Source organism: Nostoc sp. FACHB-280 (assembly GCF_014697615.1).
In the GTDB taxonomy this organism is placed as follows: Bacteria; Cyanobacteriota; Cyanobacteriia; order Cyanobacteriales; family Nostocaceae; genus Nostoc_B.
Map to the genome: position 1 here is coordinate 76,082 of NZ_JACJSD010000020.1, position 23,957 is coordinate 100,038.

The window sequence follows — 23,957 nt, forward strand, 5'->3', positions numbered from 1 at the left end:
TCCCCCTTTTTAAGGGGAAGCAGGGGGGATCTAAACTTAACTTGACTTAATTATTCACAATTTGCTGCCATAACTTAACTTCTGGTGGTTCTATTAAAAACTCTTCTGATTTAGTAAGCATTGCCCGAATATAAGGCTGTTGTAAATGTTGTTCTAAAACTGCTTGATTAGCCCAATTTTCATGCAGCAAAAACACAGAATGGTCTTCTATAGATTGATGTAAATCATAATTAATACAGCCATCTTCCGCACGAGTGAGCGCAATTACAGGTTCAAATTCTTCTCTAAACCTATCTTCTAAACCCTGTTTGACTTTTAACCGAGCTGTGACCGTGACTTGTTGACTTGACATGATAGATTCTCCTGTTTAAATTAGATAAAAGTAGAGAGTTGGAATAATTAAATTTTTACTATTCCCTACTCCCCACTTCCTTGTTAAGTATTGATACTGTTAATAATTTGGGAAGGTTTAAGGAAATTATAAGGTATAGGACGAGTTTGATTTCTAATCTCAATTTGTCGTTCTATATCATGCAAATTCTGTTGGAACTGCACAACTAATTCTTGTCCCAATGGGTCAGCAAATTCCTCATCATAATAACCCAATTTATCGTGGTGGTACGATGTTAAAATATGCGTCCACATCACTTGGTCAGCAGCTTGCTTAAATGGAGGCAATATCTTCATAATTGTTTGCATATCCACACCCTTACTTTCAGGAGTGGGATGATAAGCTGCATAAGGCATATTCGGCACAAAAGCCATATATTCGTACTGGGAAAAATTTAAAGCAGAATGGAAAGGAGCGCAGGTAAAAACTACCACCGTAATAATTTGAATTAATTGGTCGATAGTTGCAATTTTTTCTGGCATTCCTTTAACACGTCCACCATCTTGAGCAACTAATTCTCTTGCCCAATTTTGCAATTCATAATCTTCGCTTAAATCTTGGGTTGTCTTGTAATAAAGTTGCAAATAATCTGTGACAAATTTATGAATGGCATTCCAAATCAACATCCCATCATCCCGGAAGGGAAAATGCGGTAATATATCTGGGTCATCCATATTTTGACTTTTCATCAATGTCGGGAAGACAAATTTATCAACACTCCATTCTTGGTAAGTTTTGACGACAAAAGTTAAAGATTCTTCTAAAGAACCAGCCATAAATTCATCGACTGGGCCACCTGGTTGTAAAAAATGAGTGCGTCCCAAATCGTTATCAAATAACATGAACCGGAAATGTGGTTTTAGTAGTAAAGCAATGGGATGATTAGGAGCTAATTGGCGTGCTGTGGCGATACAAAAAGGAGCCATAACAGCATGAGTATAAGCAAAATGGCTACCTAATTCTTGATGGTTGCCGTCGGCTATCTGCACAGAAGTCTTTGCTAAAAACCAGTCTAGATAAGGGTCATCGGGAGTGTAAATCAATCCATCTGTACCAGCATCATTATTTAATTTAATCGCTACTGGACGGAGAGAACCACCATTTGCTACACCATTGCTCTGCCAGTAAAATAAAGCTTGAGGCTTAGGTAAATACTTTCTCACATTTTGAGAAGTTCCACCTTTAATATCAAAGAGTGTGGGATAATCTAATAAATAAAGTTTACCTTCTTTGAGAGCTGCTTCTAAGTTACTTTCTGTCCCGACAGATTTTTGAAAATGGGCGTTTGTGATGCCGAGATTTTCTGGTAAACTATCAATTCTGCGAATTGCTAAAGGGTTAGCACCTGATAATCTTTGCTCTGCGAAACATGAATCGGTTTTATAATTGTTCATCACTGCTGGTTTAGGTAGCAGTGTCAACAGTTCTTCGTATTCTTCTAATTCATCTAAAGGATCAAGGAAATTTCTGGCTTTGGCAGCTAACATATTTGGTGCTAGATTTGCCATACTAGCGAGGCGTTTAGCTGTATATTCTGCCGAGAATAGTTCTTGATGGGGAACTTTATCAATAACAGGAATAGGAGCTAAATAATCATGATTAAATTTATAATCTTCTCGATTTTTTACTAGCTCATCTTTACGAATATTTGGGTTAGGGTCTACCTGGGGTAAGTATGGTTTCATGATAGTTGTTAAGGAGGAAAGAGAGACAAGGGGGACAAGGGAGATAAGGGATAGAGATGTTATGTTTTGCTGGGCTTTGCCCAGCTAATGAATAATGACGAATTATTATTTAGACTTGGAGAGGTCGAGAAACTAAACCAGATGTGGGAGTTTCTTGTTGGACAACATTAATGATTTCTTGAATTACTTTGTTATTGCGCCAGTAGCTACCATGTGCGTCGCCACCAGAAAGTAAGGGTAAAAGTGTTTGTGCAAGTGGTATTTCTAACCATCCAGCGTTGTGTGTGAGAATTTCTTGAATATCTAAGTATTTAGTATCGCCATCCACTAAATCTGTCATGAGTTCTTTGAGTGGATAAGCGATTGGATCACCAGGATGAAGGTAATTGCGCCAAGGTAGTTTTTTGCCTTTGCGTACTTCTTGCAGACACTCTAATAATGTTTGGAGATTAGGTGTAATGTCGTGGGTACTGGGTGAATTTGCGTCATCTTTACCTGGGTTGACATTGGTCAAACTAAAGATGGCTAAGGGTGAACCAAGGGTATGAATACTCGCAATGGGAATACCTTGACGAAGAAGCTCGCTATTGTTCCCAGCTACACCAAAAATGCTATCGCGGATTTCCATAACATCGTTGTGGCCGGGTACTCGCGGATCATCCCAACGACTAGCAAACAAGATGTCAAACAAAATCACTGTTCCCCAACTGTGGCTGACTATGTGCAGACGATCATCAGTTTGAGCTTTGTCTAACCCGTTAGCGATCGCTTGAGTTTTTAGTCGGTTGACAACTTTTGCACCAACATGACGGCTAATATAAAGTGCAGCATCACCAGCAAATTGGATAATTTGCTGTTCCCGAAATCCTCTAAACCACATATCATCCCAATAGGATGAGCGTCTCAGTTGTCCCAACAAATTACTTTCTGCTGGTTTATTCACATCACCCCAATAAAGAGCGATTGGTTTGAGATTCCGTTGGCGATCGCCTACACTTTTTTCTAGGCGTTCAAACATCTCACGGGCGTAGTTTTCGTTACGGGTATTCACGCCATGAATAAACAACACATAGTCTGTAGCCATTTCAACACCCCTTTTCTGTAAGTTTTATCGAAACGACGATGCTGCTTAGGTCTATAAGGTTTTTAAGTACTCAATCAGTGCTTTTTTATCGTCACTGGGCAAATCAGTACCATAAAGATGTCCCTGATTAGAATTGGCAGCAACGGTCGTATCATATTTAAAACCTACACGTTTAGCTTCTGCTCCTTCGGAAATAAAGCCAACTCTTTGCGAATCGTAAACATCGTAGCCCCGATAAAAGGTTTTGGGACGACTCTCTGGTTTTGCTAACAAATCTTGCAGAGATGGAACGGAACCGTTATGTAAATATGGCGCTCTAATCCACAATCCATCCAGAGACACCGCCACATAGCCATCAGTTTTCCGTAATTGGCTAAAATCCCAAGGATAGCCATCACCAAAGTGATTGTAGGTGTCTGCGGCTTGCTGAGTCCACATATCTAAACGATGGCGGTCTGTTCCCACTTCTTCTACAGGAATGACTGTACCTGTTCTTTCACCACCAAAGGCGTGACAAGATGCACAGTTGTTAGCAAAAATTTGACTTCCTGTATTAGCTAATTTCTTATCTATAGGGAAAGGATATTCAGGTGGCGCAAGTGTAGTGATATAGTCTTCTACTCGTTGCAAATCAGCAACAGGTAAAGAATCTTTAGTTGCACCATCGCCAATTGCACCTGTTTGCACAGTTTCTTTGAGAGAAGTTTCTAAACCATCCCAATGTAAGGCAAATCCCTTGTGTAGTTTCTGATTCCAAATTGGCATCATATCGGAGTTACCGATAGTGTCATCTTTGGGCAGTTTTAAGGTGTTGAATTTCACCGGGTTAAACGGATCAATTCGACCAGGCCCCCAGTTGGGACGAGAATCCATCCAAGCAAAATCGGCACTTTGTTGTAACAAGGCTTTTTTAGTTTGGGGAATAATCAAAAACCGATAAAGTAAGTTTTCGATCCAAGAAAACTCATGATTATATTTGATTTCATCCAAAATATAATCGGCGGTAAATCTGGGGTCACTGGCGGCTGCACCCAAAAAGCGCACATAAGCTTGAGAATTGAATTTGTTAGAAGGCCCAGCCGGGAAAATATGGGGTTTTTCTAGGGGACTGGTTCTATAGGTAGCAGTATGGCAGACTGCACAAGTAATTCCCACACGAGGAAAACCAATGGTTTTTTTCGTAAAACCAACAGGGGTTTCTTTGCCTTCTTCCCAAGTAATTCCTAAAGAAGTGTAACCGCCTGGCCCTGGTAATTTATCAGGAAAGATGCGGGGTAAAACTAACCAAATCCAATAAGGTATACCTTGGGCTGGTTCTGTACCAATAGAACCATATTTAAAATGTTCTTCTGGTGATTCGTAGGTAAGCGGCACATCCCGAAACAAATGATACCAAGCTATGTAACCTACGCCCCCGACTAACAACACAAAAACTAAAGCAATGCTGGCGAGAATTCTGCCTAATTTCTCTTTAAATATTTTCATAAAGTTACATTGCTCCTTGGTAGAAATTAGGAGAATTGTTTGGCTGGTTCTTTGGCGATCGCCTCAGCATTTTCACTCCGCGTCGCTAGAGTTAAGAAAATTGCTTCTACTACACCAAAAAATAAGTCTACAAAGGCAATCGATAAAAAGCCTTTATCTTGCCCAAAAAAGAACACTGCACAAATAAAAAATGTCGAACCAAAGGCTCTAGAGGGAAATATTGATATCCAAGCCGTTGCCCGATAGCGATTAGGATCAATTGCACCTGGAATGTAAAATGCACTAATGATAAATAACAGCATTCCCGCCGTTCTTACCCAGATAATTGGGTCTGGTTGGTGCATCTTTAAAAACCACAACATTAACTCTGGAAAGAAGCATGAGGGAATCACAAACAACATATTTACAATAATTCCCAACCAAGTTACACGGCTAAACCACTTTGCATATGTATTCATGATTAGTTCCTAATTTACAGTATAAAAAATCTCCTCCACCAGCATTATTTTCTGCATAACTCCTGAATTATTTCTAAGATTACAGTTGCTTCATGTACTCAACCAACGCATCTTTTTCTGCTGGAGAGAGTTCAGTTCCATATACATGGCCGCTGTTGCTGTTTCCAGGTTTGGTCGTATCAAATTTAAAATATTGCTTGCCGTTCTCTTCAGCAATAGTTGATACAAACCCAACTTTTTCCCGATCAATTACGTCGTAACCCCGATAAAATTCTTTGGGTCGATTTTCTGGTTTTTCTAGCAAATCTCGTAATGTGGGGACTGAACCATTATGTAAATAAGGGCCGCGTAACCAAATACCATCTAGAGGTGAATTAGCATAGCCATTCGTTTTGCGGAAATTATTAAACCGCCAATCATACCCAGCGTATAAAGTATTTTGGTTAGATAAAGTTTCGTAGGTAAAAGAATTTAGGCGATGGGGGTCTGTACCAATTTCTTGAATGGGTACTACTTTACCTACATATTTTCCGCCAAAGGCATGGCAACTAGCACAATTATTGGCAAACAGTTGTTTTCCGGTAGCGGCTAAAGTTTGGTTAACTGGATAGGGATATTCGGGTGCTGGTAATGTCAACAGCCAATCAGCAACTCGTTTAATTCTATCTAAATCAATTGTGGTAGGTGTAACTCCCGCACCTAAAGCAGCACTTTTATTACGTTCATCAACAGAACTGTTATTCCCATCCCAGTGTAATTCCATGCCTTTGCGCTGTTCTTGATTCCAAATGGAAGGGAAATCCGATGTGCCGATTAATTCATCCTCACGCAATTTATCCATTGGGAAATGAAACTGAATTGCTTTATAAGGATTGAATGTATCGACTCTACCCGGCCCCCACTTTGGTTGATCATCAATAAATTTCAGTCGGCTTCTTTGATTAATTAGTGCGTCGCGGGTTTGGGGAATGGCAATAAACCGATAAACTAGTTTTTCTATTGGGTTCAAACCGCCACTAATTTTTTCAATTTCTGGCAGCATCCGGTTGGCAGTAAAGCGCGAATCGATCGCCACATCTGATAAGAATTTAATATATCCCTGCAAGTTGACGACATTAGCAGGCATAGTGGTAATGATTTGGCGATCGCTATTTGGTGTATCACGTATTGTCCCGGTATGACACACCGCACAATTCAAGCCAACACGGTTAATAAACACCCGTCGTTGCGAAAACCCAATGGGTAAGTCTTTTCCCTCTTCTTGAATAAATCCCAAGGAAGTATAACCTTTATCGGGCAATTTATCAGGAAATAATTCTGGCAGAACTTTCCATATCCAGTAGGGAACTCCATTGACTGCCTCACTACCAATGGAACCATACTTAAAATGCTCTTGGATATCAGCATAATCAACTGGGGAGTTAGATATAACAGGCCAAATTAAAAATACAACTACTGCTACAACTCCCACAATTGCAGCCACAATCCACTTAACAACCGCCTTTGTTCCCTTAACAACGGTGGGAACTAGCGTAGGGCTTGTTTGAGTCATGACGGTATTACTCTCTGGTTAATAGTCAAGAGTCAATGGTCATTTGTCATTTGTCATTAGTAAATTAATGTTGTGTGCAAATTTCTCTAAAACCTAACCCCCAACCCCTTCCCTACAAAGGAAGGGGAGAAAGAATCAAAGCCTCTCTCTGTTGTGGGGAGAGATTTGGAGAAGGGTGTAAAAATAAATTGCACACCTCATTAAATCTGAATGACAAATGACAAATTAAATATGTAATGCTGGAACTTCTGCGTTATGTTTTGCCGACTCATCACTATGAAAGACTGACATGACTTCTTTGATCATCGCATCATAGTTATTATCAAAGCGACTGAGTTCATAACAACCCAAGGGATTTTCAATGACATTGAGTAGACATTTATTGCAGTAAGTACATGGTCTATCGGGTAAGTCTTTACCTTGTTGCAGTTGTTTTGCTAAATCGTTATTAGCAATCAACTGTCGAGCAATTGTTACGCCGTCACAATAGCCTTCTTCAATGGCTTTGCGAATAAATGAACCTTGTTGAAAACCGCCAGTACACAAAACTGGAATATTAACAGCTTGTTTAATTGCTTGGGATGAAAGTAAGTTTCTACCTTGGTTTTCTGCTAATAGTTTTCTCATTGCATCATCGGCAACATAATCACCACTAAATGCTGGCGGTGGGAGTTGTCTTTTCACCCGATTCCACAAGAATTTAAAAATGGGACGTAGCAGTTTATATCGGAATAAGATGTAGTTGCGAATTGTTTGGTTCCCACTGGAAAGCATTGTGTCATAGGTTTTGGTGATGACATTAAAATTAAAATCACCAATGGGGTTAAGTGGATGAGGAAATAAACTACCTACAGACACATGAACAGCATCAGCACCGGCTGCTTCTGCCCATTTACAAATTTGTACAGATTCTTCTAAAGTATTGCCGGGTTTTTCACAAGGAATTACAGCATCGTTATAATCAATAGCACTAATTTTAAATTGCAGATGAAAATCATTACCAACTTCTTGCCGAATCGCCCGAATTACATCTAGTAAAAACCGCGCCCGATTTTCGAGTGAACCACCATATTCGTCGTTGCGATCGTTAATTCCTGAACTAAGAAATTGGTTAAATAAATAACCATTAGCACTGTGTAATTCTACACCGTCTAACCCAGCTAAACGCGCCCGTCTTGCGCCATCAGCAAACATTTGGATGGTTTCTTTAATTTCTTTCAAGGTCATTGCTTGGCAGCGCAAGCCGTGAAATGATTCAGTACGACTAGTAGAACTTAATCCTTTTAAACCATCGTTTTCTACACCACCAATGTCTTGTTGTCGTCCAGAATGGCTTAGTTGCAAAATAAATTTACAGTCGTATTCATGGACTTTTTCACCTACTTTGCGCCAAAAAGGAATCCTATCATCGCAGTGAATTGTGGCGTAGTTGGGCATAATTCTGCCGCGAATTGTTACGGGTACAAATGAAGTAATAATCGCGCCAACCCCACCACGAGCAAATTTTTCTTCCCAGTTAATTCTGGCTTGAGTACCTGAACCATCGTAGTTATCCCACCTACCAGATATACTGGAGCGAAAAATCCTGTTTTTGACAGTGAGATTACGAAATTCTAAAGGCTTAAAGATAATATCGTTCTCCATACTCTCCTGCCTGTTTGTATTAGAATCAAGTATTAAAATTATTACTGTGTAAACAAAAACTACCCAGATAACTACCATTGATAGATACTCTGGGGGTTCGATTGGAATACTTACAAGTTCAAGACTGAGTTTTTCGGATGTGAGGTCAAAGATTAAGTTTTTGTTACTTAGTTTGCTGCCTCAATATTCAACCAAAGCTTTACCAGTTCAAGGTTGAACCATGAAATGAGAATTTTTTGTAATTGAGTGAAACTAGCATCCTCAACAAATCAAATCTTAAGAAATCATTTCTTTGATATCAAGGTTAACGCAAAATTAATACAGGCTGCTGCACACAATTTGTTACAAAATTAACCTAGTGTAAAATGTCGCTTATACGATAACAAATGATATTGATGATGCCAGGATAAATTTACAATTTTTTAAATAAATCAGTTGACAAAAGAGCGGTTTTTTTAGTGACGTTTGGCTAAATTGTGTAGTAACTTCGTATATGACCGTGCCTAAAATTATGGTGCCAGATTATTTATTTGCCATTCGCCAAAAATATCTGAAGGATAGATCAGGAAAATGGCAAATTCATGGTGAAGCTTTGCTATTAAGATCCACCTAATTAGGTTTAGGTGTTACTCATAGAGAGTTATATGAATAAAATACGCCTACTGTGGAAGGGCTGTTTGGTGGTTGGCGCTGCGATCGCAATTATAATTTGCGGTTGGTACAGCACCCCAACAGCTTTAGCTGGTGAGTATGGTGAAACACCTGCTCCCATCTCCAAAGAGTATAATGATGCGGGTTATGCTGATAACTGCGATGGTATCGGATATCTCCCGCCATATACTAAAGAAAATCTCACCGACGCTGAAAAAAGAGGCCGTTGTACTTGGTACTTATGGACTGGTGGTAATGGTGAATACTATCGGGACATTGCCAAGCGCACTCACGGCAATGTTGACTTACTCCAGCTAATTGACTCGAAGTACCATGATGAGCGTTTAAAACTCTTTGGTGCAATCAACGACCCCGGATGTGAAAAAGCCACAGAACCAGATGAATATGGGTTGTTGTTGGATAAGTGTAAAGACCCTCTGTCTACTGGTGTGATTGGGTTACGTAAGTTTCCCAACCCCAAATTTGACAGATCAAAATGGAATGCTGAGAAATACGTCAAGGATGTATCAATTGAGCCTCCATATTTGATTGGACAGTCTTGCGCTATTTGTCATGTTGCTTTAGACCCACTCAACCCACCCAAAGACAAAGAACACCCCCAATGGGAAAATCTCGTTCCAGCTTTGGGTAATCAGTACATTAAGGAAGCTAAATTATTTTCGCTCAAACTTAGGGATGATAGTTTCATCAAACAAGTCTTGATGGCACAACGTCCCGGCACATCTGACACCTCAAGAATTGCTACAGATCATATTAATAATCCAAATGCGATAAATGCCATTTTTAATTTAGGCGATCGCCCCACATATCCGGAAGTGATGAACGATGGTTCTACCAAAAACGTTAATCACATTCTCAAAGATGGTGCAGACTCCACAGGTGTAGCTACAGCTTCTTTGCGTGTGTACGTCAACATTGGGATGTGTGGTGACTATTGGCTAAAACTGCACGAAGCTATGTTAGGTCGAACTCCCCAACGTCCTTTTGATATTGAAACCGCCAGAAAGAATTGCGAAGGCTGGAGACAAACAGAAGCACGTATGGCTGATGCAGAAGCATTCCTCAAAACTATCAAACCGATGCACCTCAAAGATGCACCCGGTGGTGATGCTTTCTTAACCAAAGATGAAAAGGTTCTCGAACGTGGCAAGATAGTTTTTGCTGATACCTGTGCATCTTGTCACTCTAGTAAAAAGCCACCTGCTGAAATTGCAGCTGACCCCCAACAAGCGAAGAAGTGGTACGAAGAATCAGTACTCAGTAGCAATTTCCTTGACCATAACTTCTTATCTGATGACCAACGCTACCCAGTCACACTACTTGGTACTAACATTTCCCGTGCTTTAGGAACCAACGCAACTAAAGGCCATATTTGGGATCAGTTCTCTTCCAAAACTTATAAAGAACTACCTTCTCCTGGTCAATTAACGCTGTATAATCCCTTCAACGAAGCCAAACCAATCAATTTCCAAATACCAGAAGGCGGCTTAGGATATTACCGCACACCTTCACTCATTAGTATTTGGGCAACAGCACCATTTCTCCATAACAACACTTTAGGTTTATATAACGAAGATCCTTCTGTGCAAGGTAGGATAACAGCCTATAACGATGCGATGGAAAAACTGCTGTGGCCAGAAAAACGGGAAAACATTATCAGCAGAACTGACCGCAAAAGTAAATTAGATTTACCCCCAGGAGATCCAAATCCGAGATTGCGTTTACCTGTACCTAAAGGTATGCCTGTAAACTTGTTGGCAAACGTCAATATGAGAGAAGCAATTACTTCTCTTAATTTGGGTAACTTATTCCAAGACTTAAGACCAGAAGGTGGCATCAAAGGTAAACTCGCCCGCGTATTATTGAGAGCGAATAAATCTCCTGACTTCATTGAAGATAGAGGTCATACTTTTGGTTCTGATTTGTCTGATGAAGACAAAAAAGCACTCATCGAGTTTGTGAAGACTTTCTAAGCAACTCGTCAGAATGCTTGGCATTTCACTAGTCGTTCCTAAGTTATACTTGGGAACGATAAATATTTGGAATAAGAGTCAAGAACAATGATTCTTATATAAATAAATAACCAATAAAAAATAATAAATATGGAGGCGATAAATGCAATATTTACCAATTATTTATGTACGCGGCTATGCAGGTACAGATAAAGATGTTGACCAAACGGTGAATGATCCATTTTATGGATTTAATAGTGGTTCAACTCATATTCGGGTGGGAGAAAAAGGTACTCCGGAAAAGTTCTTTTTTGAGAGTCCCTTGTTACGTTTAATGACTGACCACGGCTATCGTCCTGTGTTTGATAATAAGCAGTTGAGCAGTAATATCAAAACTATTTGGATTTATCGATTTTATGATATGACTTCACCGAGTTTTGGTGAGGAAAAAACCATCAGGCTAGAAATGGAGGAAATTGCTGAGGGTTTACGAGATTTAATTAATGTCGTGAAAAAGGAAAGTGGTGCAAACAAAGTTTATTTAATTGCTCATTCAATGGGTGGACTGGTCTGTCGGAGTTTGATTCAAAAAATTTATCCAGATCATGGTGAAAAAGCTGAAGACCATATTGATAAATTATTTACCTATGGTACACCGCATGGGGGAATTTATTTTCAAGTTGGCGGCGGTTTAATTGAAGGTATCAGAGATACTTTGAAATGGAATAACTCTGATGATTTTGGCCCGCAAAGAATGTATGAATATTTCACTCCCAAAGTGAAGTTAGTGCCAGAATTACCCCAAGATTTTGATACTCAAAGTCTGGATAATGCTTTTTCGCCAGACAGGGTTTTTTGTATTATTGGTACAAATGCGCGTGATTATGAAAATGCTGCTGGCTTTTCACAAAAGGCTGTAGGGCCGCAGAGTGATGGGTTAGTGCAGATAGATAAAGCTTATGTCAGAGGAGCGCATCGCGCTTATATTCATCGGACTCATGGCGGCCGCTATGGAATGGTAAATTCTGAGGAAGCTTATCAAAATCTGCAAAGATTTTTATTTGGTGATATCAAGGTAAAGCTGTCTCTAAGTAATGTAGAATTAAGCGATCGCCAAAATACTTTTTATCAAATGGAAGTTCGGGTGGCTTTGCGTGGTCTTCCTACTCCCATACACGAACAAGCCATTGACCGTTATTGTCCCATCACGGTGGAATTAATGCGGGATAAGCCTGTACCTTTGTTTACAGCTTTCTTAATTCCCCGTTATGCAGTGAACGCCGATAGTACTTGTAGATATGCAATTCGTTTGGCGCTGCATTCTTTTACAAAAAAAGAAAGAGATTGGTTGTTTGATAGCCACATTGACCAGCTACCTTTGTGGTCTGATTATTTAATTGTGGATGTTATAGCTGAAGATAATATATACAAGGCGAAATATTGTTGGAACTCTGAAAGTTTAGAGCCGAATATTGATTTAAGTTTAGGTGCTGATATTCTCTTACCCCAACGTGGTCGAGATGTTGTTGGTGCGAAATCAGCTATCAAGTTAGAAATTTCGCAATGGCAATAATTGTAGCGTTTAGGTACAAAGTTTGTCTGTTAAGAATGAGTGTAAGGGTTTAGAGGCTAAGGGTGTAAAGGTTTGGAAGACCTACACTCTTACAGGGAAATCAAAAAATTTTTGAATTTTGACTTGATTTTACCCATTCACCCTCTCTTAAACCCTTAATTTTAGAGGTACACGAAGAGGAGAGGTGTTAGGAAACATGATTGATGTGGCTGTAGTCAATTGTCAGAGTAATTAATAACCAAACTATTTTTGTTTGCTAGATTCTAACTAAGGTAAAGTTATGCAAAGCGATCGCAGAAAAACTGCCCTAATTACTGGTGCATCTGGTGGGATTGGTTATGAGTTTGTGAAGTTATTTGCTCAAGATAAATACAATTTGGTATTAGTTGCCAGAAGTGAGCAGAAACTCCATCAAATTGCTGCTGAATTAAGAACTAACTTTAGGATTGAGGTCAAAGTTATTGCTAAAGATTTGGCGAATCCTACTGCGCCAGAAGAAATTTTTGCTGAGTTACAACAAGCATCAATTAAGGTTGATATTCTGATTAACAATGCGGGATTTGCCAGCTATGGTTTGTTTAACGAAACAGATTTAACTGCGGAATTACAAATGTTGCAAGTTAATGTGATGTGTCTGACTCATTTAACCAAGCTGTTCCTCAAAGATATGGTGAAGCAAGGTTATGGCAAAATTTTGAACTTGGCTTCAACTGCGGCTTTTCAACCAGGCCCTTTAATGGCGGTTTATTATGCCAGTAAGGCTTATGTATTATCATTTTCAGAAGCGATCGCTAATGAATTAGAAGGTACAGGTGTATCTGTAACTGCACTTTGTCCAGGGCCGACAGAATCAGGTTTTCAAAAACGCGCCGCAATGGAAGACTCCAAACTTGTCAGTGGTCAAAAAATTATGGATGCAGAAACTGTGGCTAAAATCGGCTATGATGCCTTATTTGATAACAAAACCGTAGTTGTTCCTGGCTTGAAAAATAAACTCCTTTCTGAAAGTGTGAGATTTACACCCAGAAAGCTTGTGACCAAAATTGTCAGAAGTATGCAAGAAAGTAAATAAGACAAGGGGGATAAGCGGGACAAGGGGGACAAGGGGGACAAGGAAGACAAGGGAGAGAAGAGAGCGGTATTTCTACCTTGTCTCCCCCCTCTCAGGACTCAGCACTCAGCACTTTTCTCGCATCAGGATTTACACTAATACACAACTTACTAAGTACGGTGTTAGGCTGAAGTCCTTAAATACCAACTGTGTAAATTCTGATGTCATGTCTAAATTAGTATCAGCTTTATTAATTACCGCTACTTTGCTATTAACCGCCAGCCATGACTCGAAAATTTCATTGGCTGGAACTTGTGCTTCTAACTGTGGTAAGGCTCCACTTCAATTTACACCAGGACAACGTGTCCGCGTGCAAGTGGTGAATAGAACTCCCCGTGTGCTGAAACTACAAAAGCCTTCCATTACTGACCCCATTTCCCTCAGTCCCGGACAGATTTTATATCTAGATCAGTTAGAAGGTACAGAACCCAACACATCTTTAATATTTTGGGATGAAACGGGTAGGTCAATCGAAGCTAATCTTTCTCGACCGAGTTTAGCTACTTTGCGCGTAGAATTGCGGCCGACTTGGCGTGTTCCTGGCGATCGCTCAGTGTACATTCAAGATGATGGTAGAATCAACGTACTTTAAGATAGTAATCAGAGATACGAGGGAGACAAGGTAGACAAGGTAGAAAGATTTTCGGAAACTACAGCCGCATATTCATAAGGGATTTCCAAGAAATACATTATTCAATCTTGTGGGGTGGGCTTCTAGCCCGCCCTTGGCTAGGGGCGGACAAGATGTCCACCCCACAAGAAAAATTGTATGTTTTTTTATTTGGAAGTCCCTAAAATATTGTAGAGACGTTACATGTAACGTCTCTACATTGCTTTGGATTTCATGCTTATACATCATTTACCCAAAACAAGCTGTATATTCCTTCAACAATCAACTCAAAGTGTTATTGCTATCTATTGCTTCGCTCCCATTTCTAATACAACACTACGCATAAAATCGATGCGCTTCTCCAAATCTAATCGTTCAACATTTTCTACAAAGTCATTTGTTTCTTCAGGTAGTTCATAATCAGAAGGTACAGTAATAATCTGATTACTTTCCATACCTTGCGCTAGGCGTAACCACAATTCTAATTTGCCACTAGAATGCAAGGCGGTATAAGCACGGCTAATATCACTGTTCGTACAGCCAGCAATATCACGTTGCGCTTGTAATTGCTGTTCTCTTGGCAAAGCCAGAATTTGGTCATACACTGCATTAGCTGTATCTACTTCAGCAGCTACGTTTCCCGAAGGAAGTATTTCATCTTTGATATCAAGATAGCCAAACCACAGTAAAGCTAATTGAGTATCAACATCAAATTGGCGAAATTGTTCTACAGCTTGTCTGGTGCTTTCGTCGGTTGCGTAAGTCATAATATATCTCCGATCGCTTGGATTACACTAAGTAATTAAAATTACTCAGGACAGTTAACTGTCGCTCACTCTCAAAATGCTATAAATCAAGCGTTGTGGTTTAACCCTACCGGAGATATAAATAAGTTCTGTCGCTTTTGACAGATGTAAATAATACACTAATCCTTTGTCAGCACAAATGACCAATGAAGATTTATTTAATAATTTGAAATTCACCATCTTTAGGTGAAACTAAAAAAACCAAGTCTTGAATGTTTTGGTCATTAACTAGGCGATCGTGATTCTGATCAAACCTGACTTTAGTTTGAGCGCCTTCCACTACAAAATCAGGCTTGCTGAGTTCTTCATATAAACGTTTACGAGTTAAATTATTTCCACTTCTCTTTAAACCTTCCACAAGTGCTTGAGTTGCATCGTATGTCATAGCACTAGCAAAGTTAATATCTGTATTGTCTGTACTTTCCCAAAGTTCTTGCGATTTCTGCTCAAATATAGACAAATTATTCCCATCATTTCTATGCCAATGAACAGCAATAATTAAATTGCCAAATATGTCTTTTCTGCTTGATATATCTTCCAAGTAAGCAGTAGTTCCAGATAAAATAATTCTATCTTTGTTATTTGCTAATATCTTATCAATTTCTCGACTTAAAATATCATTACTAATTGGTAAAAAAATTGCATCAGCTTGTTTATTATTGGCTTCTTGTAAACACTGTGTCATGACAATAGGATTATTGATTTGATATTCAGCAAAATCACATTCTGTCACAATGCTTCCTTGTGGAGAAACTGCCTTTTTAAATTCTTGACTAAAAGAAAAACTATAAGGATCTAAATGATTAAAAAATATAGCAATCTTATTACGTTTTTGTTTCAAGCTATAATTAGCTAAAGCTTTAGCAAAATGTGAGTCAACTGGAGAAACTCGAAAGACATAGTTATTAATATTTAAAATTTCTCTTTTGTTAAATTTAATACCTCTAATTGCAGTGCTAGTAGGAGAAATACTAACTAATTTATTGTCTCCCAGTTGTGCATTGCCGTAAATTTTTCCTGCCTCCCAAGTCATTAAGCTATAGTAATGACCGATAACTCCAATAATGCTTTTATCTTGTACAATTTTTTCGGCAACTTCATGAGCAGTATCTACATTTTGTTCATCATTACAAAGCTGGATTAATAATAATTTGCCATTAATTCTGTTTCGAGTTTGCGTATTAATGTCGTTTTGAACAACCGCGACTCCACGCAAATAATTTTCTATGCCAACACCATTATTTGGGAGAATTGGTAGACATATTGCGACTTTAATAAACTTGCCATTTTTGGCTGCGATCGCATTATTTAAGTAAATCCTGACTTCTGGTTTATTAGGGTCATTTTTGAGATAATCAGAAAAGTTTTGAATTGCTAAATCATATTCTCCCTTTTTAAAGGCAACTGTTCCTTGGTTAAAATTTCTTTGACCTAAAATAGTTGGTTTAGATTCTGGTTGTAAAAGTGATTTTTCTCCACAGCTAAACAGAGGATCATCAATACAAATTGGTGTAGCTTTCCATAAAAAATAAACCCAAGTAGCTAATCCTAAAAATAAACTTCCTAAACCTCCTAGTAAGATTATTTTCCATAATGCTACAGATTTTAACGATGAATTTGGGGATGGCTGTTGTCCAGAATTTTCTGGTGTTAATAAATTGTGAGGTGGGTTTGTTGATGAATTTTGAGATGGTAGCTGTACAGGTGTTTCTAAGTTCAATAATGGCGAAGATTGATTGATAAAGTTAGAGTCAGGTAGTGGTGTTGGTGCTGATATTGTTTCGTTATCTAACGCCACCATTACTTGACGCGCTGACTGGAAACGATAGCTAGTTTCCGCCGCCAGCATAGTATCTAAAATGGTAGCTAGTCGGTCACTGACATTAACATATCTTCGCCAACTCCAGGTATCGCCAATTCGCAAGTTCTCTGGGGTTTTTAATGTGAGCAAACAAACACAAGTTGCAGCCAGAGAATATAAATCTGAAGATGGAGATACAGCTAAACCTGCTCGTTGTTCTGGTGAAGCATAACCCGGTGTTGATATAGCAATAGATTGTTCTGCGGGTACACCTGCGATCGCTTGTTTTACAGCTCCAAAATCTATAAGATAAGGTACTCCTGTTTGCTCCAGAATAATGTTCTCTGGTTTAATATCCCTATGGATTAACATCATAGTTTGTTGACTATGAATATAATCTAAAACTGGCAAAATTTGCCGCAGAAAATTCACAATCTCTTCTTCTGTCCATTGCGTGTTCTTTAAGTGTCTGAGATTGCTGCCGTGAATATAATCTTGTACTAAATAAAATCCTATTTGGGTTTCACCTGCTTGTTCAGATTCTTCTAAATTTGGTGCAGAAATTTCAAAAGAATCCCATAATCTAGGAATTTGTGGATGATTTAACTTCCGCAGCGTTTGGGCTTCTCTTTTAAAAGAATTTTGGATGTATTCTAACTGTGCAGGTGTCCACGGTGCATTAGAAATATTTGTGAGTCGTAATTGCTTAATTAAACATTCATGTTCTAAATGAGAATCCCAGGCGCGAAATGTTCTACCAAATCCCCCACTACCGATTTGTTCTAAAGCTAAGTAGCGAGTCTTTAAAACAAGTCGCATTCCACAATTACTACAAAATTTCTGTTTACCTTTAGCATAACGAAATTCATCAGGAATATCGTTTTCTGGGGTGCGACAGTTAGGATTTGTACAGTAAACTTTCATAGATTAGCCTAGAGGTAGAACAAAGTAATAAATTTCCACCTGTGTTGAATGTTAGCAATTTGACAATAACCAGAACACACCAGAAAAATCGAAACTATACTAGTTTCTAGCTGAGTAAACTATAAACAACCGACCTAAACCCTAAATTTTAAACATTTGGGATGTGGTGCTAGATACTACGGTACAGTTATTATTGCATTTTTTTTGACTTTTCCGTAACTCCGTAGCCATAAACAAAAGCTAGAAAAACTGCGTAATTATGTACTCAAAAGTTTGACCCAACCTAGAGAAGAATGAACAGCATTAAATAAACGCTTGTCCGCAGTCCATAACTCGATATTTAAGCGTTCTGCTAAAGCCAGATAATGGGCATCATAGGTTGCAGCTAGGGAATGACGCTGTGCAATCTGATAAGCTTGCTGATGTAGTTCCGCATCTCCATAAAATATCACACCAATACTGACTGCTCTCTCTAAAAGTTCTCCACCTTCTGCTTGGGTAACTTGTCCAGCAAGCGCCGCACGATGAAAAGCATTACAAACTTCATAAATTAGCAATGTTGGCGCAACCATTTTATATCCTTCTATTTGCCACTGATACAATTTTTTTTGATAGATTGAATCCGGCTGAATATCAGTCAATAAACGTATGATAAAACTAGCGTCAACACAAACCATTGCGTTTGTCATCTGTTAGGATTCTCTTCAAAACAAGCACGTAGCAATTCATCTTGTTGAGCAGTACGTTCATCTCTGGTGATATAAATATACTCATCTAAAACAGGCTCAAAAGATTTACCTTCTCTCCTTTGAAAAATTTCTCTATGAATCTGCTCTCGTTTTTGCTGTTCTTCATAAAAAAGTCTTTGCTGCTTTAACTTTTCTTCTAAAAAAGCTTGTTCTTCAGGTGTCAACGATTGAATAATTTGTGCTAAAGATTCAACTAACTTTAAATTCATAACACCTCTTCGTTTCCATAGCAGGGAAATCGTAAGTTGAGGATAGATTGTGTACAGTTATTATTGCATTTTTCGAGATAATACCATTAAAAGCTACTGGGTCTAGCTTTTACTCAATGTAACATCCAACTACACATTAGCTGTTGGTTATTACATCAACGCAAAAACTAGACCCAGTATAAAATTTTAGACAACTAAATTTTTAATCTTAGCGTCTGTTACCACCACGGTAAGGCACTGCGGCTAAATAATCGATATCAAAGGATGAGATTCTTTGAGCGTAGTTACCGCTAGGATTAATCGCTGCTGCCAAATCTGCAAATTTGCGTGGGTCGCCTTCGGCCAAGCGTTTTTCTTGGAACTTGCGGGTATAGAATTTTTCCAAAGTAAAGCGCCAGTCGGTTTGAACTGTACCTACTTTTTCTTGGAAGTCTTCGCCGTAGCGAGGTGTCACCAAGTTGTGAGGACGGTCTGCCAAGCGTTTGCGTTGGTAGGGTACGGTGTTCTCACCAAAGGCTTGATTGTATTCTTCGCTGTCCAAAATAGCATCAACAAAGCCACCAAAACCTTTGGTTCCAATCACAATTGACCAAGCAATTTCTTCTTCTTTGTTGTAAGAAGAACGACCTAATAAACGTTTGAGGGTGATGTCAACTAAACGGTAGTTATTATTGACAGAAACAACCAAACGATAAAAAGCTTCAGACTTAGCTAAACCCCGGATAAAATCACGCACAGAAATTGCGCCAGTTTTGAGCTGAGATTCTAAAGTTACTTGGCGGTTGAACTTGAGAATTTCATGTTCGCTGAAAACTTGGCGATAAGCTGCCCAAATGATGTTTTGGATATCAGTATAAGAACTGACATCTTCTATGCGATAGATATATGGTGTATTTTCGTTTTGGTCAGCAATACCAAAGCTTTTAACACGGTGGTTTTGACTGCTGGGTTTGTATTCAAGTAACGGCAGTGCCATGCTGCTTTTTTCCTCTTATTAAAAGATTACACAGAGATTTAGCTGGTGATCAATGAGGAGGTTTGATGACTCAAATCCTCACTCATGCTTTATCTATTGTCCCGCATTAGGTTAGAACCCAGTATGAATTCCTAACCAATTTAGTACCAACAAGAAAGTTATGCCTGCGGACATTACAAGCAATACACCTAATAGTGCAGCCCCATCAACATTTTGACTAGGTAGATACGACAAGGAGCGATAACCGCCACCTTTGACAATACCTGCGCGTTCTCGATAGTCAGCACCATAGCGGGGAGTAAAGCTGAATGGTCGGTCTATGGTCATGCGTTTGCGCTGATAAGGTACAGTGTATTCACCAAAGGTTTGGGCATATTCTTCACTGTCAATCAAAGCATCCACAAATCCATGCCAACCGCGAGTGGCAATTTGAATAGACCAGGCTATTTCTTCTTCACGATTGTAAGGAGAGCGACCTAACAACCGTTTTAAGCACATTTCTACCAGCCGGTAGTTATTATTGGGTGTGACTACTAGCTGATAAAATCGCTCTGATTTAGCCAATCCTCGGATAAAATCTTTAACCGTAATTGACCGATTTTTAAGTTGGGTTTCTAGGGCGATTTGGCGGTTAAATTTCAGAATTTCCTGCTCGTTGAAGACTTGGCGATAAGCTGCCCAAATGAGCATTTCAATTTCGCTAGGAGAGTTAGCTGTTTCTGTACGGTAGATATAAGGTGTATCTTCGTTAGTATCTGCTGCACCAAAGCTACTAACTCTTTGATTTTGAGTTGTGGGTTTGTATTCCAGTAAAGGTAATGCCATACTAAAGACCGCCTTAAGAATAAAGTTGGCATCTTATAAATTTTGGATTTTGCGAAAAGTTGCTTGGGCGGGTTTCCCACGCCAGTCGCTACAACGGAGGGAACCTCCACAACGCGCTGGCTCGACTTGAGCAAACTTTTCAAGACGGATTTTGGATTTTAGATATATCTATCAATCCATTGGTCTCCATTCTTTTTCCAAGTGACCTTTTTATACTTTTATCAAACCACTGAAAAATAGCCCTTAGCGCACGGGGAAGTTAGCACTGGAACTAATCGACACCGGGATACCTTGGGGTACGGTTTCTCTGGTGGTGTCGGGAATTTTGATGTTGGTGAGGTTAACTGGCGTGTAAGTAACTTGTTTGATGCTGAGGGAGTTAGCCAAAGCCAAGAAGTTTTTAATGTCTCCTTCTTTGTAGCGAGCATCTTCTAGCTTGTCGCGCCAGTAGTTACCGTAGCGGGGGGTGACTAGGTTGAAGGGTCTATCTTTATAACGGCGGCGTTGGTAAGGTACGATGTTTTCGCCAAAGTTGGTGAGATATTCTTCGGAGTCTATTAGAGCGTCAACAAAACCATCCCAACCAGCTGTTGCTATTTTGATTGACCAAGCAATCTCTTCGTCTTTATTATAAGGCGCACGACCTAAAAAGCGTTTCAGGGCAATTTCTACTAAACGGTAGTTAGAATTTGTCTCGATGACTAAACTCCGAAAGGCTTCAGATTTGGCTAGACCGCGAATAAAGTCACGTACAGTGATGGCACGATTTTTGACCTGAGACTCTAAATTGCCTTGGCGGAAGAATTTCAGGATTTCATGTTCGCTGAATACTTGACGATAAGCTGCCCAAATTAATTCTTGAACATCGCCATCACTAGCACAGTTTTCGATGCGATAGATTCTGGGGGTGTTTTCGTTAGGGATTTCGTAACCAGGGACGCGCTGGTTTTGAGAACTGGGTTTGTATTCTAGTAGAGGTATTGCCATAGTTTTAGGGTTTGTCCTTTGTCATTTGTCCTTTGTCATTTGTTAATACTGACTTTTGACGACTGACTACTCAGGTTGTCTTAGTGCCAGGAAGATAACGGTAAGGTAGGGCAACGGCTGTAGGTTTGACGGTTGGTTGGGGAGTACCACCTTCACGGCTGTTGTCGGGGATATTCATATCTCTAATTTGGGAGACAACGGAGGCGGTTATGCGTTGATAATTGCGTTCGTTGGTAATGATGTTCCCAGCCATTGCCATGAAGTTGCTAGGAATTACGCGCCGAATTTCTTCTTTGGTGGCATAACCTGTGGTGCGGGCGCTGTAGAAGGAACGACCACCCAGGAAGTTGAGGGTTTGGCGATCGCGCCAGTAAGCGTCGTAGCGTGGGTTAACTAAGTTAAAGGGTCTGTCTTTAAAGCGGCGGCGTTGGTAAGGTACGATATCATCTCCAAAGTTTTGCTGATATTCGTCGCTGTCTAGCAATGCGTCGATAAACCCGTGTAAACCTTTGGTGGCAATGACAATTGACCAGGCAATTTCCTCATCTTTATTATAGGCAGCCCGACCCAAAAACCTCTTTAAGGTGATATCTACTAAACGGTAGTTGGAGTTGATATCTGCTACTTGGGTGCGGTAAACTTCCGATTTACCCAAGCCGCGAACAAAATCTCGGACGTTAATTGCCCGATTCCGCAGTTGTGATTCTAAAAAGGTTTGGCGGTTGCTTTTGAGAATAAGTTGTTCGCTGAAGATTTGCCGATAAGCTGCCCAGATGATGGCATCAATATCTTTATCGTCAATGGCAGCAGATAAGCGATAAATAGTTGGGGTATCTTCGTTGGGTACTTCGTATCCTTCTACCCGTTGGTTTTGGGAACTTGGTGAATATTCAAGTAGTGGTATTGACATATTTACTTTTACCTTGTTTTATGGTAGACAAACAAGCTTATTAACGATAAGCTAGTTGCACACGAGCGCGGACGGATTTTTCGGCATCGGTTGTGAGCATTTCGTTGAGTCTGGCGAAAATAGGCTGTTGTAAATCGCTATTTTTTGCCAAGGCTTGTAAACCCACAACGGCAGCATACCGAATTGACCATTCAGAGTCTTGAGAAATAAATATAAGGGTTTCTAAGGCTCTTTTGGGTGCTGTATGGCTTTCGGGAAAATCTAGCTTATGCCAGTGTAAGTTTCCTAAACCTTTGGCAGCAGCACGGCGGACACTAGGGGCAAAGTCTGTAGCAGCTGCACTGACTAATAAATCTAAAGCACGAGGGTCTGCGATCGCCGCTAAGGTGCGAATCGAATAAGCCCGCGCGCCATAGTTGTAGTCATCAATTTGAGATATTAGCTGCGGTACTGCCACTTCTCCCATTTCTGTGAGGGCGGCGGCGGCTACTACTGCGGCGGCTGGATTGTTATATCCAAACACGGCAATCAAAGTAGGAATTGCAGCTATATCTTTTGTGGCTGCCAAGTTCTGCACTGCTGTCACCATTTTTGCTGGTGTATCTGCTAGGGCGACGGCACGAATTAGTTCTTCAGTCATTGGTCGTTAGTCATTGGTCAATAGTCACTTGTCATCAGCTTTTGACCAATGACAAAAGACAAAAGACAAGTGACTATAAAAGTGAATCCATCAAGTTCATTACCCGAATTGCATCATCAGATACAGCAAGTTTCTCTAACTCATCTGTTAATTGATGCTCTAGCAATCCTTTGAGGGCAATAAGTTTGAAGCTATTTTCGACCTGAGCTTGAGCGATCGCTTCTGCTGCTGCCAAATACCCAATTGCACCCAAATCCCCTAAGACAACGCGGCGTAATTTCAGATCACCTGTTGCCAACATTTTCACTAACCTGTCTCCGTAGATAGGGTTTCGTGTGAGTTGGTACATGGCTCTGGCTGCGGCGCATTGTACTCGTGGTAATGGATGCTCTAGGAAAGGCTCTATGAGTGGAGTTGCCTCAGTGGAGTTGATGGCTCCCAAGGCTTCTAGGACTGCTTCGTAGGGCTGGGTTAGATGAGGGAGTCCCGGTACTTGCACGGCCTCGGCTACACCCCCATCTAACATTTTGATCAGTGCTGGTGCGGCAGTGCGATCGCGCAGCATTTCTAAAGATTGGGCAGCCGCTTCGCGCACATAGAAATCAGAACATTCTAGGCATTCAATTAAGCTTGGTACTGCTCTGGCATCACCTAACTTACCTAATGCTCTAGCTGCATTCCGGCGCAGAGGATAACCTCCGAGTTCTGTTCTATCAGCTTCATCTTCTAATGCTGCAATTAACGCATCTACAGCATCTGCGCTGTTAACCCGGAACTTGCCCAGCCACCAAGCTGCATAATAGCGGAGACTTAAATCTGGTGATTGCAGGTTAGCGATCGCTATATCTGGTGTGAGCTGAGGCCCGTTCTCTGGGGCAATTTGCTCCCCACTGGGTTCTATCATTGCCAGGGG

Annotated in this window: 21 protein-coding genes; 4 read left to right on the forward strand and 17 right to left on the reverse strand. The window is 40.1% G+C overall.

Features of this window, described 5'->3' with window-relative positions:
* Positions 1-46 precede the first annotated feature (46 nt).
* From H6G75_RS16370 to H6G75_RS16400, 7 genes are all read right to left on the reverse strand, one after another.
* Positions 47-352 (reverse strand): putative quinol monooxygenase, encoded by a 306-nt coding sequence (locus H6G75_RS16370; protein WP_190981082.1) that lies wholly within the window; start codon positions 350-352, stop codon positions 47-49.
* 83 nt (positions 353-435) lie between these two features.
* Positions 436-2,076 carry a lipoxygenase family protein gene (locus H6G75_RS16375; protein WP_190981083.1) on the reverse strand — a complete coding sequence of 547 codons (1,641 nt, stop codon included), beginning with the start codon at positions 2,074-2,076 and terminating at the stop codon, positions 436-438.
* A 109-nt stretch (positions 2,077-2,185) separates the two neighbouring features.
* Positions 2,186-3,160, reverse strand: coding sequence for a hypothetical protein (locus H6G75_RS16380; RefSeq protein WP_190981084.1), 975 nt, complete (start codon positions 3,158-3,160; stop codon positions 2,186-2,188).
* 51 nt (positions 3,161-3,211) lie between these two features.
* Entirely contained in the window at positions 3,212-4,645 is a 1,434-nt protein-coding gene (locus H6G75_RS16385; protein WP_190981085.1) for a c-type cytochrome, read from the reverse strand.
* A 26-nt stretch (positions 4,646-4,671) separates the two neighbouring features.
* A complete protein-coding gene (locus tag H6G75_RS16390) occupies positions 4,672-5,103 on the reverse strand; it encodes a hypothetical protein (protein ID WP_190981086.1) in 432 nt (143 codons plus the stop codon).
* 79 nt (positions 5,104-5,182) lie between these two features.
* Positions 5,183-6,655, reverse strand: coding sequence for a cytochrome c (locus tag H6G75_RS16395; RefSeq protein ID WP_190981087.1), 1,473 nt, complete (start codon positions 6,653-6,655; stop codon positions 5,183-5,185).
* Between the two features lie 225 nt (positions 6,656-6,880).
* On the reverse strand, positions 6,881-8,299 hold the full coding sequence (locus H6G75_RS16400) for an NADH:flavin oxidoreductase (RefSeq protein ID WP_190981088.1): 1,419 nt from the start codon (positions 8,297-8,299) through the stop codon (positions 6,881-6,883).
* A 644-nt stretch (positions 8,300-8,943) separates the two neighbouring features.
* On the opposite strand from H6G75_RS16400, the gene H6G75_RS16405 reads away from it, so the two are divergent.
* The 4 genes from H6G75_RS16405 to H6G75_RS16420 all read left to right on the forward strand — a co-directional run bounded on the left by H6G75_RS16405 (position 8,944) and on the right by H6G75_RS16420 (position 14,199).
* Complete coding sequence (locus H6G75_RS16405) at positions 8,944-10,944, forward strand: hypothetical protein (protein ID WP_190981089.1); 2,001 nt, start codon at positions 8,944-8,946, stop codon at positions 10,942-10,944.
* Between the two features lie 142 nt (positions 10,945-11,086).
* Positions 11,087-12,496 (forward strand): triacylglycerol lipase, encoded by a 1,410-nt coding sequence (locus tag H6G75_RS16410; RefSeq protein ID WP_190981090.1) that lies wholly within the window; start codon positions 11,087-11,089, stop codon positions 12,494-12,496.
* A 280-nt stretch (positions 12,497-12,776) separates the two neighbouring features.
* Positions 12,777-13,568 carry an SDR family oxidoreductase gene (locus H6G75_RS16415; RefSeq protein WP_190981091.1) on the forward strand — a complete coding sequence of 264 codons (792 nt, stop codon included), beginning with the start codon at positions 12,777-12,779 and terminating at the stop codon, positions 13,566-13,568.
* 205 nt (positions 13,569-13,773) lie between these two features.
* Complete coding sequence (locus H6G75_RS16420; RefSeq protein WP_190981092.1) at positions 13,774-14,199, forward strand: hypothetical protein; 426 nt, start codon at positions 13,774-13,776, stop codon at positions 14,197-14,199.
* A gap of 323 nt (positions 14,200-14,522) precedes the next feature.
* On the opposite strand, the gene H6G75_RS16425 is transcribed toward H6G75_RS16420, so the two are convergent.
* From H6G75_RS16425 to H6G75_RS16470, 10 genes are all read right to left on the reverse strand, one after another.
* Positions 14,523-14,984 (reverse strand): orange carotenoid protein N-terminal domain-containing protein, encoded by a 462-nt coding sequence (locus H6G75_RS16425; protein ID WP_190981093.1) that lies wholly within the window; start codon positions 14,982-14,984, stop codon positions 14,523-14,525.
* 193 nt (positions 14,985-15,177) lie between these two features.
* The gene (locus H6G75_RS16430; RefSeq protein WP_190981094.1) at positions 15,178-17,748 is read right to left on the reverse strand and encodes a bifunctional serine/threonine-protein kinase/ABC transporter substrate-binding protein; all 2,571 of its coding nucleotides are present in this window, start codon (positions 17,746-17,748) and stop codon (positions 15,178-15,180) included.
* A gap of 257 nt (positions 17,749-18,005) precedes the next feature.
* Positions 18,006-18,437 (reverse strand): type II toxin-antitoxin system VapC family toxin, encoded by a 432-nt coding sequence (locus H6G75_RS16435; protein WP_190981095.1) that lies wholly within the window; start codon positions 18,435-18,437, stop codon positions 18,006-18,008.
* Positions 18,434-18,706, reverse strand: coding sequence for a hypothetical protein (locus H6G75_RS16440; RefSeq protein ID WP_190981096.1), 273 nt, complete (start codon positions 18,704-18,706; stop codon positions 18,434-18,436). Before H6G75_RS16440 ends, H6G75_RS16435 begins: the two co-directional genes overlap by 4 nt.
* Positions 18,707-18,914: 208 nt before the next feature.
* On the reverse strand, positions 18,915-19,682 hold the full coding sequence (locus tag H6G75_RS16445) for a phycobilisome rod-core linker polypeptide (RefSeq protein WP_190981097.1): 768 nt from the start codon (positions 19,680-19,682) through the stop codon (positions 18,915-18,917).
* A 111-nt stretch (positions 19,683-19,793) separates the two neighbouring features.
* Positions 19,794-20,507 (reverse strand): phycobilisome rod-core linker polypeptide, encoded by a 714-nt coding sequence (locus tag H6G75_RS16450; RefSeq protein ID WP_190981098.1) that lies wholly within the window; start codon positions 20,505-20,507, stop codon positions 19,794-19,796.
* A gap of 243 nt (positions 20,508-20,750) precedes the next feature.
* A complete protein-coding gene (locus tag H6G75_RS16455; RefSeq protein WP_190981099.1) occupies positions 20,751-21,494 on the reverse strand; it encodes a phycobilisome rod-core linker polypeptide in 744 nt (247 codons plus the stop codon).
* A 70-nt stretch (positions 21,495-21,564) separates the two neighbouring features.
* The gene (locus H6G75_RS16460) at positions 21,565-22,404 is read right to left on the reverse strand and encodes a phycobilisome rod-core linker polypeptide (RefSeq protein ID WP_190981100.1); all 840 of its coding nucleotides are present in this window, start codon (positions 22,402-22,404) and stop codon (positions 21,565-21,567) included.
* A gap of 40 nt (positions 22,405-22,444) precedes the next feature.
* Positions 22,445-23,044, reverse strand: coding sequence for a HEAT repeat domain-containing protein (locus H6G75_RS16465; RefSeq protein WP_190981101.1), 600 nt, complete (start codon positions 23,042-23,044; stop codon positions 22,445-22,447).
* A 73-nt stretch (positions 23,045-23,117) separates the two neighbouring features.
* Positions 23,118-23,948, reverse strand: a complete 831-nt coding sequence (locus H6G75_RS16470; protein WP_190981102.1) for a HEAT repeat domain-containing protein — start codon at positions 23,946-23,948, stop codon at positions 23,118-23,120.
* Positions 23,949-23,957 lie beyond the last annotated feature (9 nt).

Bases quoted from the DNA above. Each gene is read 5' to 3' on its own strand.
- H6G75_RS16370 (WP_190981082.1), bottom strand. From the start codon at position 352: ATGTCAAGTCAACAAGTCACGGTCACAGCTCGGTTAAAAGTCAAACAG.
- H6G75_RS16375 (WP_190981083.1), bottom strand. From the start codon at position 2,076: ATGAAACCATACTTACCCCAGGTAGACCCTAACCCAAATATTCGTAAA.
- H6G75_RS16380 (WP_190981084.1), bottom strand. From the start codon at position 3,160: ATGGCTACAGACTATGTGTTGTTTATTCATGGCGTGAATACCCGTAAC.
- H6G75_RS16385 (WP_190981085.1), bottom strand. From the start codon at position 4,645: ATGAAAATATTTAAAGAGAAATTAGGCAGAATTCTCGCCAGCATTGCT.
- H6G75_RS16390 (WP_190981086.1), bottom strand. From the start codon at position 5,103: ATGAATACATATGCAAAGTGGTTTAGCCGTGTAACTTGGTTGGGAATT.
- H6G75_RS16395 (WP_190981087.1), bottom strand. From the start codon at position 6,655: ATGACTCAAACAAGCCCTACGCTAGTTCCCACCGTTGTTAAGGGAACA.
- H6G75_RS16400 (WP_190981088.1), bottom strand. From the start codon at position 8,299: ATGGAGAACGATATTATCTTTAAGCCTTTAGAATTTCGTAATCTCACT.
- H6G75_RS16405 (WP_190981089.1), top strand. From the start codon at position 8,944: ATGAATAAAATACGCCTACTGTGGAAGGGCTGTTTGGTGGTTGGCGCT.
- H6G75_RS16410 (WP_190981090.1), top strand. From the start codon at position 11,087: ATGCAATATTTACCAATTATTTATGTACGCGGCTATGCAGGTACAGAT.
- H6G75_RS16415 (WP_190981091.1), top strand. From the start codon at position 12,777: ATGCAAAGCGATCGCAGAAAAACTGCCCTAATTACTGGTGCATCTGGT.
- H6G75_RS16420 (WP_190981092.1), top strand. From the start codon at position 13,774: ATGTCTAAATTAGTATCAGCTTTATTAATTACCGCTACTTTGCTATTA.
- H6G75_RS16425 (WP_190981093.1), bottom strand. From the start codon at position 14,984: ATGACTTACGCAACCGACGAAAGCACCAGACAAGCTGTAGAACAATTT.
- H6G75_RS16430 (WP_190981094.1), bottom strand. From the start codon at position 17,748: ATGAAAGTTTACTGTACAAATCCTAACTGTCGCACCCCAGAAAACGAT.
- H6G75_RS16435 (WP_190981095.1), bottom strand. From the start codon at position 18,437: ATGACAAACGCAATGGTTTGTGTTGACGCTAGTTTTATCATACGTTTA.
- H6G75_RS16440 (WP_190981096.1), bottom strand. From the start codon at position 18,706: ATGAATTTAAAGTTAGTTGAATCTTTAGCACAAATTATTCAATCGTTG.
- H6G75_RS16445 (WP_190981097.1), bottom strand. From the start codon at position 19,682: ATGGCACTGCCGTTACTTGAATACAAACCCAGCAGTCAAAACCACCGT.
- H6G75_RS16450 (WP_190981098.1), bottom strand. From the start codon at position 20,507: ATGGCATTACCTTTACTGGAATACAAACCCACAACTCAAAATCAAAGA.
- H6G75_RS16455 (WP_190981099.1), bottom strand. From the start codon at position 21,494: ATGGCAATACCTCTACTAGAATACAAACCCAGTTCTCAAAACCAGCGC.
- H6G75_RS16460 (WP_190981100.1), bottom strand. From the start codon at position 22,404: ATGTCAATACCACTACTTGAATATTCACCAAGTTCCCAAAACCAACGG.
- H6G75_RS16465 (WP_190981101.1), bottom strand. From the start codon at position 23,044: ATGACTGAAGAACTAATTCGTGCCGTCGCCCTAGCAGATACACCAGCA.
- H6G75_RS16470 (WP_190981102.1), bottom strand. From the start codon at position 23,948: ATGATAGAACCCAGTGGGGAGCAAATTGCCCCAGAGAACGGGCCTCAG.